We start from the raw sequence: 15,111 nt of genomic DNA on the forward strand, positions 1-15,111 counted from the left end.
GGATAATCGCCCGCCATGCCTTTCCGTATTGCTACTTTTCTTATAGCGTCCCTCGTCGTGGGAGTGGGCGCTGCAGTCATTTTGGGCTGGAAGTTCGGATGGCTGGGCGCCTGGTTGGGCGCGGTGCTCTGGCTCGCGCTCGACGCATGGCGGGCCGAGCGCCTGCTGCAGGTGCTGCGCAACAACGCGACGGGCCTGCCGACACGCGGAGCCGGCGTATGGGGCGAACTCTCGGAACGCATTCGCAAGCTGCTGCGCGATCGCGAGCAGCAGACCCGGCAGGCCGAAGAGCGTCTTCAGGAGTTTCTGGCCGCCATCCAGGCGTCGCCCAATGGCGTGATCCTGCTCGACGAGCAGGGCCGCATCGAATGGTGCAACCAGACGGCGGCCAGCCAGTTCGGCATCAATACGGAGCGCGATCTTTTGCAGCACCTTGCGAACCTGGTGCGCGATCCGGCTTTCGTCGCCTACCTGGCTTCATGGAACTACAGCCGCGACGTCGTCATCGACGCCTCCGGCCCCGGCCAGGCGCAGCAGCGCAGCCATCCGAGGCGCATCTCGGTGCAGGTGCACCCGTATGCCGGCAATCGCCGCATGCTGCTGACGCGCGACATCACCGCCGTAGAGCAGGCCGAGGCCATGCGCCGCGACTTCGTGGCCAACGTGTCGCACGAAATCCGCACGCCGCTGACCGTGCTGGCGGGCTTTGTCGAAACGCTGCAGAACCTGCCGCTCGATGCGGAAGAACGTGCGCGGTATCTCTCGCTGATGAGCCAGCAGTCGCACCGCATGGAAACGCTGGTGAACGACCTGCTGACGCTCTCGCGCCTGGAAGGCAGCGCGGCGCCATCGGGCAACCAGTGGATCCGCATTCGAGCGCTGCTTGCGCAGTGCGAAGACGAGGGACGCGGACTGTCGGGACGGCTGGTAACGCAAGGCCATCGCCTTTCCTTCACCATCGAGGCCGAGTCCGAAATCTCGGGTGCGCCGACCGAGCTGCAAAGCGCCATGTCGAACCTGCTGAGCAACGCCATCCGCTACACGCCCGGCGGTGGCGAGGTGGCGGTGAGCTGGCGCCGGCTGCCCGACGGTCGCGGTGAATACGCGGTGCGCGACACCGGCCCGGGCATTGCCGCCGAACACATTCCCCGCCTGACCGAGCGCTTCTATCGCATCGACCGCAGCCGCTCCCGGGAGACCGGCGGCACGGGGCTGGGCCTGGCGATCGTGAAGCACATCGCGCAGCGGCACGGGGCCGAGTTGCGCATCGAGAGCACGGTGGGGAAGGGTTCCCGCTTCGCGCTGGTTTTCCCCGCGAACCGGGTGCGCGAAGCGCGGCTGCTAGCGAAGTGAACGCTGCATCGTCCACCGTAGCAACGCGCCGAACAGCAAGGCCGTGACCGCGAGCGCGCCCGCGCCCATGAGCCAGAACGCCAGGGGCGATTGCATCGCAGGCCAGGGTCCCAGGCCGCGATAGGCCAGCAGATAGCTTCCGCCGAGCCCAAGGCCCCAGAGCAGAGTGCAATAGATGACGAGCGGTGCCAGCGTGACGCGGTAGCTGCGCAGCACGAACACGCACAGCGTCTGCAGGGCATCGGCAAAGTGATAGACCGCCACCACGAGCAACAACGCCGCGGCGACCGCCACCACGGCCGGGTTGTCGGAATACACACTGGCCAGCTTGAAGCGCAGCGCCACCATGGCGCCTGCGAAGAACAGTGCGCACAGGGCAGTGAGCTCAAAGCCCATGCGGCAGGCGCGCCGGGCCCTCGCCGCATGGCCGGCGCCGAGCCAGAAGCTCACGCGCGCGCTGGTGGCAATGGACAGCGAGAGCGGCACCATGTAGGCCACCGCCAGCAGGTTGGAGGCAATCTGGTGCGCGGCCGCCGCGGCCGTGCCGAGCCGCGCGATGAACAGCGCCATCAAGGTGAACGAGGTCACCTCCACCAGCACCGCCAGCCCGCCGGGAATGCCCAGGCTCGCGAACTGGCGAATCTGCCGCCAGTCGGGTGCTTCGATGCGTTCCCACAGCCGGTAGTCCTTGTAGAAGGAACTGCTGCGCAGAAGCCACACCGCGCAGGCCAGCATGGCCCAGTTCACGCACAGTGTGGCCCAGGCGCAGCCCACCAGGCCCATGGCCGGCAGGCCGGCGCCGCCGAAGGTGAACCAGATCGACAACGGCAGCTTCACGAGCAGCGAGGCCAGTTGTAGCCAGGTCACGACCTGCGGTTTGCCGAGACTCTGGTTCAGCGTGCTGAACAAGCGAAAAAGCAGGGCGGGCGGGAGCGCGAAGGCGAGCACCGCCAGGTACGCCTCCACGCCCGCGCGCATCTCGGGAGGCACCTGGGTCCAGCGCAATGCGGCGCCGGGGAACAGCAGCACGACCATGCCGATGGCAATGGTGATGGCGCTCAGGTAAAGCGACTGCCGCACCGAGCGGCCCACTTCGCTTCTGCGGTCGGCGCCGTGCAGTTCGGCCCACACCGGCAGCAGTGCTTGCAGCACGCCCATCAGCGAGACGAACACGCTGATGAAGATGGCCGCGCCCACCGACAGCGCGGCCAGCGCGCTCTCGGCATAGCGGCCGGCCACGATGGTGTCGGTCACGCCGAATGCCATCACGGCCAGTTGGCCGACCAGCACCGTACTGGCGTGCCGCGCAATCAGACCTCGTTCGCCAATCACTTGCTACGGTGCGATCTTTTGATAGAGCAGCAGGTCGTCGGTCGCGCTGCTGGGCCGGCGCAGGGTGCCGCTGAAGCGCCACTGCTCCAGCGGGATGATGGTGTGCAGCCGTTCGATCGTCTCGGGGCTGACCAGCAGCCAGGGGCAATCGGTGCCGAGCAGCAGCGGCTGCAGGTTGAAGCGGCCGTGATGCTGCAGGGCTGCAATGTGCGCGCGGCTGAGCGCCAGCTCGGCGACGCAGCTCGGCTGCCCGACCCGTTCGGCCACCGCGCGCACCTGCGGAACATAGCTGCGCGCGTAGTCGATGGAAGGCAGCCAGAGCGTCATCAGCAGCATCCAGCACAGCGCGGTACCGCCCGCCGGAAGCACCAGCGTTTTCCAGAGCGCGGCCCGGTGGCGCCCGGTGCGCCAGCGCACCACCCAGCACCAGGCGATGGTCGCCGCCAGTGCCAGGACGAACGGAATGAACGAGAACTCGGGCACGAAGCCGGGCACCAGCCGCGCCACGCTGGCCGCCGGCTTGGGCGGCACGCCGGTCTGCATGGCGATCCAGTAGATCCAGCCCAGCACGGCCAAGCCGCTGAAGAACAGCACGTTGAACCAGTCGATCAGCGCCGCCGCGCTGCGCCGGAAGGTCGGCAGCGCGAAGGCTGCCAGCGTGGCGAGTGCGGGCAGCGCCAGCAGCAGCGAACGGTCGGAATAGTCGGTTGTCCAGGTGGCGGCCAACGGCACCAGCGCAAACCAGAACGGCAGGGCCACGTGGCGCGCGGTGAGCTGTCGGCGCCAGCGCCAGAGTGTCCAGATGGCCAGCGGCCACACCGGCCAGGTGAACCACACCAGCAGCTTGGCCTGGCTGCGCACATCGCCCAGCACGGAGGTGCTGCTCGGATGGCGGCCCGGCAGCTGGATTTTCCATTCGAGCAAACCCAGTCCGATGGCCAGCGTCGCAGCCACGAGTGCGACTGCAATCATCGTTGCGAGCGCGCCTCGGGTGTAGCCAGGGCTTTCGTCGCTTGTGGCACTGGCGTTGGTATTGAGGCGGGCGCTGCGCCGCTCGTATGCCATGAAGAGCGCGCTACCGATCGCCAGCGCCAGCCCGACCGTGGGGCCGCCGCTCAGCGTCATTCCGACGGTGCCGACGATCAGCGCGATGACCGGGCCGACTCGGCGGTACGGCAGCGCGGCCACGCCGTAGAAGAGATGCGAGGCGAAGTACAGCTGCGCCAGCGCAGGCGTGGTTTCATGGCCGAGCTGGGCCAGGCCGAGGCAGGCGATGAGCGCGAGCAGCCCGCCGTCGGCAATGGCCCGGGCATAGTCGGTCGGCCGGGCTTCGCCGCCGAAGGCAAAGGCCACCGGCTGGGCTCGCGAGGTGCGGGCGAGGTAGTAAACGGCGTACCAGGTGGCGGTGAACGTGCCCCAGAGCATCAGCGCAAAGACGACGCGCACGGCCAGGTCGGGGTGCAGCCACGAGGGTGCGATCTTGATGGCCCAGGCGCCGATCCAGTACGGAATGAGCGCCGGTGTTTCGGGCCGCAGGCCCAGGAGCATGGGATCGAACCAGCGCGCAATGCCTTCGGTGGTGCGCGCCAGCTCGGCCATGTAGCCGAACGACGTGATGTCTGCGCTCTTCCACGGGCCGCGCCCCACGAGGCCCGGCAGAAGGTAGGCAGCGCATAGCAACAGCAGTGCGATGCGCGGCAGCCGGCGCACGGCGCTCTGGGCAACGATCGCAGGAGTGGGTTGATTCACAAAGATGAGCGAACGGCGGGTTTAGGAAAGAAAAAGGGCAGCGCGGTAAACCGGGCTGCCCTCGATGCGAAAGCGCGTGCTTTACTTGGAAGCAGCGCCGGTCGTCTTGCCGAAGCGGTTGCGGAACTTCTCGACGCGGCCGCCCATGTTATCGACCGACTTTTGCGTGCCGGTGTAGAACGGGTGCGATTCGCTCGTGGTGTCGAGCTTGAACAGCGGCAGCTCGCGGCCGTCGTCGGTCTTGCCCATTTCCTTGGTGTTCGCGCACGAACGGGTCACGAATTTGAAACCGTTCGACATGTCGACGAACAGAATTTCGCGGTAATTCGGGTGGATGCCTTCTTTTGCCATGGTTTTTCCTTTGGGGTCGATGCGAGAGCCACAAGCGTGCCGACAATGGCAAGCTGTTCCTGAGGGGAATCGCCAGGCAAAACGCCCAGCCGCACTTTTCGCGGAGCCAGCGATTATCGCATACTGGCCGTTTTGAGCGAAAGGCCCCTCGAATGACCTCCAGAACGCTGCGCGCCGGCCTCGTCGGCTACGGCTTTGCCGGCCAGACTTTCCATGCGCCCGTGCTTTCGGCCGTTCCGGGGCTCGAATTGGCGGCCGTGGCAAGCTCGCAGCCGCATAAAGTCCACGCCGACTGGCCGAACGTGGCCGTGGTGCCCGACGTGGAGGCGCTGGTGAACCGCGCGGACATCGACCTGGTGGTGGTTGCCACCCCGAACGCGTTGCATCACCCGGTTGCCAAGGCCGCCCTGGAGGCCGGCAAGCACGTGGTGGTAGACAAGCCTTTCACCATCGACGTGGCCGAGGCCAGGGAGCTCGAACTGTTGGCTCATCGCAACAATCGTGTGCTGGCGGTTTACCAGAACCGGCGTTTCGATGCCGATTACCTCACCCTCAAGGATGTGCTGGCTGGCGGCGAACTGGGCCGGCCGGTGTACCTGGAATCGCATTTCGACCGCTTTCGCCCCGAGGTGCGCGACCGCTGGCGCGAGCAGAAGGTGCCCGGCGCCGGCCTGTGGGTCGACTTGGGCGCACATCTTGTCGACCAGGCGGTTCAGTTGTTCGGCACGCCCGACACGCTTCAGCTCGACACCGCGGCCTTGCGCGACGGCGCGCAGGTCGAAGACTATTTCCATGCCGTGCTGCGCTACGAAAGCGGCCCGCATGCACCGCTGCGCGTGGTGCTTCACGCCACCACGCTCGCCGCCCATGCGGCGCCGCGCTACATCGTGCACGGCACACGCGGCAGCTACGTGAAGCACGGTGTCGATCCGCAGGAAGACGCGCTGCGCGCCGGTCAGCGCCCGCCGGCCGCAGGGTGGGGCGCCGATCCCCTCGACGGCGAACTCACGGTGCAAGGCAGCAATGGCGTGCCGCAATACCACTCCGTGCCGACGCGGGCCGGCAACTACGTCGACTACTACGCTGCGGTGCGCGACGCGATCCTGGGCAATGGCCCCAACCCCGTGCCGCCCGAGCAGGCCGTCGCGCTGATGGAGCTGCTCGACATCGGCCGCCAAAGTGCCGCAGAAGGTCGCGCAATTCGCATCGAGCGCCCATGAAAAAAGCGCGTTGACCCGTGAGGGCCAACGCGCTTTTGCAGCAGAGCGTGGTGCTCAGCCGCCGCGACGCATCATGTCGAAAAACTCGACATTGGTCTTGGTCGCCTTCATGTTCTTGAGCATGAGCTCCATCGACTCGATCTCGTCCATGTTGTACATGAGCTGGCGCAGGATGCGGGTCTTCTGCAGGATCTCGGGAGCCAGCAGCAGCTCTTCGCGGCGGGTGCCGCTGCGGTTGAGTTGGATCGACGGGAACACGCGCTTTTCGTACAGGCGGCGGTCCAGGTGGATTTCGGAGTTGCCGGTGCCCTTGAACTCTTCGAAGATCACTTCGTCCATGCGGCTGCCGGTGTCGATCAGCGCGGTGCCGATGATGGTCAGCGAGCCGCCTTCTTCCACGTTGCGCGCCGCGCCCAGGAAGCGCTTGGGGCGCTGCAGCGCGTTGGAGTCGACACCGCCGGTCAGCACCTTGCCCGACGAGGGCACGACGTTGTTGTAGGCGCGGGCGAGGCGGGTGATCGAGTCGAGCAGGATCACCACGTCTTTCTTGAGTTCGACCAGGCGCTTGGCGCGCTCGATCACCATTTCGGCCACGTGCACGTGGCGCGCTGCGGGTTCGTCGAAGGTCGAGGCAATGACCTCGCCCTTCACGGTGCGCTGCATTTCGGTCACTTCTTCAGGCCGCTCGTCCACCAGCAGCACCATCATGTGCACTTCGGGGTAGTTGGCGCTGATGGCGTGGGCGATGTGCTGCATCATCACCGTCTTGCCGCTCTTGGGCGGCGCCACCAGCAGGGCGCGCTGGCCTTTGCCGATGGGGGCGATGATGTCGATGATGCGGCCCGTGATGTTCTCGTCGCTCTTGACGCCGTCGCGTTCCAGCTTCATCTGTTCCTTGGGGAACAGCGGAGTCAGGTTCTCGAACATCACCTTGTGCTTGTTCTGCTCGGGCGGACCGTCGTTGACCTTGTCGAGCTTGGTCAGCGCGAAGTAGCGCTCGCCGTCCTTGGGCGTGCGCACTTCGCCTTCGATCATGTCGCCGGTGTGCAGGTTGAAGCGGCGCACCTGGCTCGGCGAAATGTAGATGTCGTCCGTGCTGGCCGTGAAGCTGGTGTCGGGGCTGCGCAGAAAGCCGAAGCCGTCGGGCAGGATTTCGAGCACGCCGTCGGCAAAGACCTGCTCGCCGGCCTTGGCGCGCTTCTTGATGATCGCGAACATCAGCTCCTGCTTGCGCATGCGGCCGACGTTTTCGATCTCAAGCGCTTCAGCCTGCTTGAGGACTTCAGACACGTGGAGTGCCTTGAGTTCGTTTAAGTGCATGGAATGACCCCTCGCGGGGTAATCGATCGGAAAACGGGGGGAGGTTGAATGTGTAGCGAGAACTGCTGCACTAACCGGGGAACTCGAACCGGTTGCCTGAAAGGGCCGGTGAACTGTGGGAGATTATGACAGGAAAAATCGTCCGGCCAACGCATTGCGCGCTGGCCGGTTGAAATGTCTCAGGCGAGTTGCTGGTCGATGAAGGCGGTGAGTTGCGCCTTGCTCATGGCGCCGACCTTGGTGGCGGCCAGCTGGCCGTCCTTGAACAGCATGAGCGTGGGGATGCCGCGAATGCCGAACTTGGCCGGGATGTCGCGGTTTTCGTCGACATTGAGCTTGGCGATCTGCAGCTTGCCTTCGTAGGCGGTCGACACTTCGTCGAGGATGGGTGCGATCATCTTGCAGGGGCCGCACCATTCGGCCCAGTAGTCGACCAGCACGGGCTGGCTGGACTTGAGCACGTCGGCTTCGAAGGAAGAATCGGAGATGTGTTTGATCAGGTCGCTGGCCATGTGATGTGTCCTTGTGCGCGGAGAGTTTCGGTGCAGCTAAAGTGCTGGTCATTGTGACAGAAACCAAGGGGTGGGGTGCCATGCGGGAACGCTATGGCGCCGATAGCAAAAGCCCTTTGCGCGTCGCGCCTCCACGCCCTCCAACCCCTCGATAGAACATGAACGAAGGCCACCCCGTCCAGGCCCTGTGGTGCGACCCCGCCGACGGCGTGGTTGCGCGCATCGCCGGCGCCATCGCGCAGCGCCAGCTGCATGCGGCGCGCACCGTGGTGCTGGTGCCGTATGCGCAGCTCATGGGTGTGGCGCGCGGCATGTGGGCGCGCTGCGGCAGCCCCGGCTTCGTGCCGCGATTCGAGACCACGCGCAACTGGGCACGCAGTTCGGGCGGCTTCCTGCCCACGGGCTACGACATCGCATTCGACATGGCACGCGACCTGGTCACGGCGCAGGCGCTGCTGTCGCAGGCCGGCTTTGCCGCCGAGCGCTTTGCCCTGGCCGGGCGCGTGGTCGAGCTGGCCTACCAGCTGGCCCCGCTGGCCGCCGCGGCGTTGCCGGAAGAGCGCGGCGGCGAATGGGCGCAGCGCGCGGCCCACGTGGCCGAAGCGGGCAGCGAGTCGGAATGGTTTCGCATCGAAAGCGCGCTGATCCGCGTCGCGGTGGCCTGGGCCGCCAGCTCGGGCTATGCCACCGATGTGCTGCTGCGCGAGAACGTGCGCACGCAGGTCGATGCGCTCATCGTGCTCGAAGGCTTCCAGACCGATCCGTTGACGCAGACGCTCTGCACCCTGTGGGGCGATCGCGCCATTCATCTTTCGCTGGTGCCCACGGCCCCTGCGGCCTCGGCCGCCAGCGCTCATGTCGCCGCCGACCCCGAAGACGAGGCGGAACTGGCGGCCGCCTGCGTGCTGCGGCACCTGGCCGAGGGCCGTGCGCCGGTCGCGCTGATCACCACCGACCGCGCGCTCACACGGCGCATCGGTGCTCAGCTTCAGGCGCAGGGTGTCACCGCGCACGACGAAACCGGCTGGAAGCTTTCCACCACCCGCGCCGCCGCCACCGTGATGAGCGCCTTGCGTGCCTGTGCCCACGACGCGGGCAGCGACCAGGTGCTCGAATGGCTCAAGAGCGGCGCTGACGGCGATGCGCTTGCCGTGCAGGTGCTCGAGGCGCGGCTGCGGCGAGAGGGCGTGCGCGAATGGTCCGCCTGGTGCGGGCAGGCCGCGCGCAGCGAAAAGCCGCAAGACATCGCGCTGCTGCCGTTCACCGAGGCCATCGAAGGCCGCCGCATGGCCATGGCCCGTTCCATGTCCCTGGCCGACTGGCTGCGCGCCTTGCGCGAACTGCTGGAGGCCGGCGAGCAATGGGCCCCGCTCGCAGCCGACATGGCCGGCGCCAAGGTGATCGGCGCGCTGTGGCTCGATGCCGATGCCCACGGCGACGACGACGAATTTCCCGGTGGGCGCCACACGTTGGCCGAATTCACCGCCTGGGTGCGCGACGTGCTCGAAGACGCCAGCTTCGTGCCCCCCGCGGGCAGTGACGCACCGCAAGTGGTGGTGCTGCCGCTGCACCAATTGCTGGGCCGCGCGTTCGGCGCCGTGGTCATTCCCGGTTGCGACGACCGGCGCTTGCCCGCGTCGCCCGAACCGCCCGGCAACTGGAGCGCCGCCCAGCGCGCCGAGTTGGGCTTGCCCGCGCGCGAAACGCTCGAGGCCGCGCAACGTTCGGCATGGGCCGCGGCCTTGTGCAACCCTTGCTGCGAATTGCTGTGGCGCCAGTCCGATGCGAGCGGCGAGCCGGTGCGGCCGAGTCCGCTGGTGCAGGCGCTGCAGCTCGACCATGCGCTGCAAATGGCGGCGGACCCGCGCACGCCGCGCGAGGTGGCGGTGCAGCCGACCCTGTATCCGACACCTTCCGGAGCGCTGCTGCCGCTGCGGAACATTTCGACCAGCGTTTATGAAGACCTGCGCCGCTGCCCCTACCGCTTCTTCGCGCTGCGGCAACTCGGCCTGCGCAGTGCCGACGAGCTCGATGCCGAGGTCGACAAGCGCGACTTCGGCAACTGGCTGCATGCCGTGCTGGGCCATTTTCATGAAGCGCTGAAAGAGGCCCCCACGAACGACTTGGCCGAACGCATCGCGTACATCACCGCGGCGGCGGAGCGCGCCACGCGGGAGTTCGGGTTGTCCGATGCCGAGTTCCTGCCGTTCGCCGCTGCCTGGCCGGCGGTGCGCGACGGCTACCTTCAATGGCTTGCGGGGCACGAGGCCGGCGGCGCCGTCTTCGTCGAATCCGAACCCTGGAAGGAGCAACCGCTGGGCGGCCTGCAACTGGTCGGCCGGCTGGACCGCATCGACCGCATGCCTGATGGCCAGGCCTTCGTGATCGACTACAAGACCGAGTCGGCCGCAGTGACCAAGGAGCGCGTGAAAGACCCGACCGAGGACACGCAGCTTGCCTTCTATGCCGCGCTGGTGGCCGACGACACGCTGCGCGCGGCCTACGTCAACGTCGGCGAGAAGTCGTCCGGCACGCAGACCGTCGAGCAGCCGGTGGTGGTGGAGGCGCGCGATGCGCTGGTCGCGGGCATCCTCGACGATTTCACCCGCATCGCCCAGGGCGCGGCGCTGCCGCCGTTGGGGGAGGGCGCAATTTGCGACTACTGCGCGGCGCGTGGGCTTTGCAGAAAAGATTTCTGGGAAGTCGAACAACCGCCACTTTCGCCATCGGCTGAGGCTGTGACCGGAGGGCCTGCCCGATGAACGGCGCCGCCTACGAACACAACGGCCGGCACGTCACCCGCGAGGCCTTCTACACCGTCGCCTGCGATCCGCGGCGCTCCGTCGCCGTCGAAGCCTGCGCCGGTGCGGGCAAGACCTGGATGCTGGTGTCGCGCATCTTGCGCGCGCTGCTCGAGGAGGGCGAATCCGCCTGCGAGCCGCACGAGATTCTGGCCATTACCTTCACCAAGAAAGCCGCCGGCGAGATGCGCGAGCGGCTCGACCAATGGCTCGAGCAGTTCGCCGAGCGCAGCCCCGAAGAGCTGGTGCGCGAACTCGTGATGCGCGGCGTGGAGCCTGCTGCCGCGCTTGCCGCGGTACCGCGCCTGCAAGGCCTCTACAGGCGTTTGCTCGAAGGCGGCCGGCCGGTGCAGTTTCGTACCTTCCACGCCTGGTTTGCGGGCCTGCTGCGCAACGCGCCGCTGGCGGTATTGCGCGAACTGGGCCTGCCCGCAAACTACGAATTGCTCGAAGACGATGCCGAGGCGCGCGTGCGCACCTGGCGCCCGTTCTTCGAAGCCGTGACGTCCGACAAGGAGGCGCTGGCCGACTACTACGCCGTCGTTGCGACCTATGGCCGTTCGCAGACCGCCAAGGCGCTGGGCGAAGCGCTCACGCGCCGGGTCGAGTTCTCGCTGTCGGACCCTGCCTCTGCGGTGCAGCATTTCAGCGCCATGCATCCCTCGCTCGAAGGGCTGGACGAACCGACCGACGCCTTGAGTGGCGACCTCGTCAGGCGTCGCTGGCTCGACCGTGCCGCCGCACTCGGCCGCGAAGCCAACAAGACACCCCAGAAGGCCGCCGAGGCGGTCATCGACATGTTCGGAACCGGCGAACCGCCGCAGGAATCGCGCGCGGCCGCGCTGGCGCACCTGCGCAAGAACTTCTTCGTTGCCACCGAAGACCGGCTCACCAAGAACCTGCAGAAATACCCCGCCGCGCAAGAAGCCGAGGCCGAGCTCCAGACCCTGTGCGCCGCGCAGGCCCAGCATGCGGCCTGGCTTTACCAGCAGCGCATGACGCGTCTCACGCGAATCCTCATCTCCGCCTTTGCCGAAGTGAAGCGCGCGCACGGATGGGTCGACATGAACGACGTCGAGCAGGCCGCGCAGCTGCTGCTGGGCCAGTCGGCGCTGTCGGGCTGGGTGCAGGAGCGGCTCGATGCACGCATTGCCCATCTGCTGATCGACGAGTTCCAGGACACCAACCCGTTGCAATGGCAGGCGCTCTACGGCTGGCTCAGCGCCTACACCGGTGCGGGCGGCAAGGCGCCGCGCGTCTTCATCGTGGGCGACCCGAAGCAGAGCATCTACCGCTTTCGCCGCGCCGAGCCGCAGGTGTTCATCGCCGCGAAGAAGTTCGTGCGCGAAGGCCTGGATGGCGAGCTGCTCAACTGCGATCACACCCACCGCAATGCGCGCGCCGTGGTCGGCCTCGTCAACCAGGCGATGCTGGCTGCGCAAGACGCCGGCGAGTTCGACGGCTACCGCGCGCACACCACCGAACGCAACGACGAAGGCGAACTTCTCAGGCTGCCGCCCATCGACCGCGACGCCCTCGATACGGTTGCGCAGGCGGCCCCTGCCGACGACGGCATGCTGCATTGGCGCGACAGCCTCGTCACCCCGCGTGTGTTGCCCGAAGAGCAACTGCTGCAAAAGGAATGCGAGCAGGCCGCGCGCTGGGTTGCGCAGCGCATTGCCGACGGTACGCCGCCGCGGCAGATCATGGTGCTGGCGCGCCGGCGCAACCGCCTGGCCGCCATGCAGGACGCGCTGCGCCAGCGTCACATTCCCGTGCAGCAGCCCGAAAAGAACGAGCTGCATGACGCGCCTGAAGTGCAGGACGTGGTGGCGCTGATCGATGCACTGGTCTCGCCCGCGCACGACCTCTCTCTGGCGCGTGCGCTCAAGTCGCCGCTGTTCGGCATCGGCGACGACGCGCTGGTGCAACTGGCCCTGCGCCAGCGCGAGCAACCTTCGTCGAGCTGGTTCGCATTGATTCAAAAAGGCGAAGGCCTGCCGCCGGAATTGGTGGAGGCGGGCGCCAGGCTCAAGCAATGGCAGCGCTGGCTTGCTGCATTGCCGCCGCACGATGCGCTCGACGCCATTTTTCACGAGGGCGATGTGCTCGCCCGGTTCGGCGCCGCCATGCCCTCGGCCATGCGCCAGAACGCATTGGCCAACCTGCGCGGGCTGCTCGCAGCATCGCTCGACATCGAAGGCGCGCGCTATGCCACGCCCTATGCGTTGGTGCGCGCATTGCGCGCCGGAGGCGTCAGGGCACCGTCCGTCGCCGTGCCCGATGCGGTGCAACTCCTGACCGTGCACGGCGCCAAGGGCCTCGAGGCCGACACCGTGCTGATGCTCGACTGCGACGCGCCACCACCGCGCGCCCAGACCATGGGCGTGCTGGTCGAATGGAAGGGCAGCGACAGTGCGCCCACGCGTTTCGTGTTCCTGGCGAGCGAGAAAACGCCGCCGGGTTGCGCGGCCACGTTGCTCGAAGAAGAGCAACGCGCACGCCATCGCGAAGAGCTCAACGGCCTTTACGTCGCGACCACACGAGCGCGCGAGCGGCTTGTGCTGTCGTCCGTGCAGCCGGCCCGTGCCAACGAAGGCAGCTGGTGGTCGCGCCTCGAATCGATGTGCGAACCTGCGGAAGCCGACGAGCCGCTGATCGCGTTGCCGGTGGAATCCGGAGCCGGCAGTTTCTCGATGAAGAAAATGCCTGTGCTCGCGCCTGCGGCCAAGGAAACCATGGCCGTCAAGAGGGCCGCCGAGGGCACAGTCGATGCGCGCGCTGCCGCTTTCGGCCAGGCGATGCACCGGCTGCTCGAATGGGCTGTGCCGGGCGAAGCATTGCCGCCCGCGCATGTGCGTGCCGCTGCTCGCGAGTTCATGCTCGACGCGCAGCAGGCGCGCGGCGCCGCGGTGCTCGCCGAGCGCATTCGCGGCGGCGCCGGCGCATGGGCGTGGAATGAAGGCATGATCGACTGGCACGGCAACGAAGTCACCTTGGTGCACGAAGGCGAAACGCTGCGCATCGACCGGCTGGTGCGCGAGCGCGCCACCGGTGCCTGGTGGATCCTCGATTACAAATCTGCCGCGCGCCCCGAGCGCGACGCGGCACTCATCGCACAGATGCAACGCTACCGCGTGGCTGTGCAACATGCCTATCCCGGTGCCTCAGTGCGCGTCGCGTTCCTGACCGGGCAGGGCGAACTGGTAAATCTCGAATGACTCTTTCCCATACCGTCGCCGTGATCGGCGGCGGACCCGCCGGCCTCATGGCGGCCGAAGTCTTGAGCGCGTCGTCCGGCGTGCAAGTGCACGTGTACGACGCCATGCCCTCGGTGGGCCGCAAGTTCCTGCTGGCCGGCCGCGGCGGGCTGAACCTTACCCACTCCGAGCCCTTCGACATCTTCATGACCCGGTTCGGCGACCGCCGGGCACAGCTCGAACCCACGCTCACGCAGTTCGGCCCGCAGCAGGCGCGAGAATGGGCCGCAGGCCTGGGCATCGAGACCTTCGTGGGCACATCGGGCCGCGTGTTTCCGACCGACATGAAAGCCGCGCCCCTGCTGCGTGCGTGGCTGCAGCGGCTGCGTGCGGCGGGCGTGCAGTTTCATATGCGCCATCGCTGGCTTGGCGAAGGAGATGTGCCGATCGCTGCGGCTTCGCTGCGGTTTGCCACCCCGACAGGCGAAGCCACTGTGAAGGCCGATGCGGTAGTGCTCGCGCTCGGTGGTGCCAGCTGGGCGCGGCTGGGCTCCGACGGCGCGTGGGCGCCGTGGCTCCAAGCGCGCGGCGTCGACGTCGCGCCGCTGCTGCCCGCCAATTGCGGCTTCGATGGGGCAGGGTGGAGCGAACATTTCTCCAGCCGCTTTGAGGGCCAGCCCTTCAAGTCGGTCGCAGTTTCGTTCACCGACAGCCAGGGCCGCCGCTTTGCGCGCAAGGGCGAGTTCGTTGCGACCGCGAAGGGCATCGAAGGCAGTTTGATCTATGCGGCTTCGGCATTGCTGCGCGACGAGATCGCCGCGCACGGCAGTGCGACTTTGCTGCTCGATCTGTTGCCCGACCGCAGCGCCGAGCAAGTGCTGGCCGCCGTCACGCATCCGCGCGGCGCCCGTTCGCTCAGCAGCCACCTCAAGAGTCGGCTTGGCCTGGAAGGCATCAAGGCTGGTGTTCTGCACGAAGTGCTGAGCCGAGAGGCTATGCAAGACCCTGCGCAGTTGGCGGCGACCATCAAGGCCGTGCCATTGCGCCTGGTTGCGGCGCGCCCTATCGATGAAGCCATCAGCACCGCGGGCGGCGTGCGCTTCGATGCGCTCGACGAAGGGCTCATGGCGAGTGCGCTGCCGGGCGTGTTCGTTGCAGGGGAAATGCTCGACTGGGAGGCGCCGACCGGCGGCTACCTGCTGACGGCGTCGATGGCCAGCGGGGCGGCCGCGGCGCGTGGCGCGGTCAAGCGGCTGGGCCTCTGACGGTTTCG

10 protein-coding genes are annotated in these 15,111 nt (G+C 67.3%); 5 read left to right on the forward strand and 5 right to left on the reverse strand.

Features of this window, described 5'->3' with window-relative positions; translation table 11 throughout:
• The first annotated feature begins 15 nt into the window (after positions 1-15).
• Complete coding sequence (gene phoR, locus ABIC94_RS07770) at positions 16-1,353, forward strand: phosphate regulon sensor histidine kinase PhoR (RefSeq protein ID WP_354372456.1); 1,338 nt, start codon at positions 16-18, stop codon at positions 1,351-1,353.
• Here phoR and ABIC94_RS07775 read toward each other — a convergent pair.
• From ABIC94_RS07775 to ABIC94_RS07785, 3 genes are all read right to left on the reverse strand, one after another.
• Entirely contained in the window at positions 1,342-2,685 is a 1,344-nt protein-coding gene (locus ABIC94_RS07775) for an MATE family efflux transporter (RefSeq protein ID WP_354372457.1), read from the reverse strand. The two genes, phoR and ABIC94_RS07775, sit on opposite strands and share 12 nt — an antisense overlap.
• A 3-nt stretch (positions 2,686-2,688) precedes the next feature.
• Entirely contained in the window at positions 2,689-4,434 is a 1,746-nt protein-coding gene (locus ABIC94_RS07780; protein ID WP_354372458.1) for a hypothetical protein, read from the reverse strand.
• A gap of 81 nt (positions 4,435-4,515) precedes the next feature.
• A complete protein-coding gene (locus ABIC94_RS07785; protein WP_007836661.1) occupies positions 4,516-4,785 on the reverse strand; it encodes a type B 50S ribosomal protein L31 in 270 nt (89 codons plus the stop codon).
• Positions 4,786-4,937: 152 nt separating this feature from the next.
• On the opposite strand from ABIC94_RS07785, the gene ABIC94_RS07790 reads away from it, so the two are divergent.
• A complete protein-coding gene (locus ABIC94_RS07790) occupies positions 4,938-6,005 on the forward strand; it encodes an oxidoreductase (protein ID WP_354372459.1) in 1,068 nt (355 codons plus the stop codon).
• Between the two features lie 54 nt (positions 6,006-6,059).
• On the opposite strand, the gene rho is transcribed toward ABIC94_RS07790, so the two are convergent.
• Together rho and trxA are read right to left on the reverse strand one after the other, a co-directional pair.
• Positions 6,060-7,325, reverse strand: coding sequence for a transcription termination factor Rho (gene rho / locus ABIC94_RS07795; RefSeq protein WP_021007063.1), 1,266 nt, complete (start codon positions 7,323-7,325; stop codon positions 6,060-6,062).
• A gap of 179 nt (positions 7,326-7,504) precedes the next feature.
• Complete coding sequence (trxA, locus tag ABIC94_RS07800; RefSeq protein WP_012747433.1) at positions 7,505-7,837, reverse strand: thioredoxin TrxA; 333 nt, start codon at positions 7,835-7,837, stop codon at positions 7,505-7,507.
• Between the two features lie 158 nt (positions 7,838-7,995).
• Between trxA and ABIC94_RS07805 the strand changes: the two genes are divergently transcribed.
• Genes ABIC94_RS07805 through ABIC94_RS07815 form a run of 3 tightly spaced genes read left to right on the forward strand, consistent with a single transcriptional unit; the run spans position 7,996 to position 15,103 of the window.
• Positions 7,996-10,599 carry a PD-(D/E)XK nuclease family protein gene (locus ABIC94_RS07805; protein ID WP_354372460.1) on the forward strand — a complete coding sequence of 868 codons (2,604 nt, stop codon included), beginning with the start codon at positions 7,996-7,998 and terminating at the stop codon, positions 10,597-10,599.
• Complete coding sequence (locus ABIC94_RS07810; protein ID WP_354372461.1) at positions 10,596-13,859, forward strand: UvrD-helicase domain-containing protein; 3,264 nt, start codon at positions 10,596-10,598, stop codon at positions 13,857-13,859. The genes ABIC94_RS07805 and ABIC94_RS07810 overlap by 4 nt, the downstream gene beginning before the upstream one ends.
• Positions 13,856-15,103 (forward strand): TIGR03862 family flavoprotein, encoded by a 1,248-nt coding sequence (locus tag ABIC94_RS07815; RefSeq protein ID WP_354372462.1) that lies wholly within the window; start codon positions 13,856-13,858, stop codon positions 15,101-15,103. Before ABIC94_RS07810 ends, ABIC94_RS07815 begins: the two co-directional genes overlap by 4 nt.
• The last annotated feature ends 8 nt before the right edge of the window (positions 15,104-15,111 follow it).

The sequence above is a fragment of the Variovorax paradoxus genome (assembly GCF_040544635.1).
Classification (GTDB): Bacteria; Pseudomonadota; Gammaproteobacteria; order Burkholderiales; family Burkholderiaceae_C; genus Variovorax; species Variovorax paradoxus_R.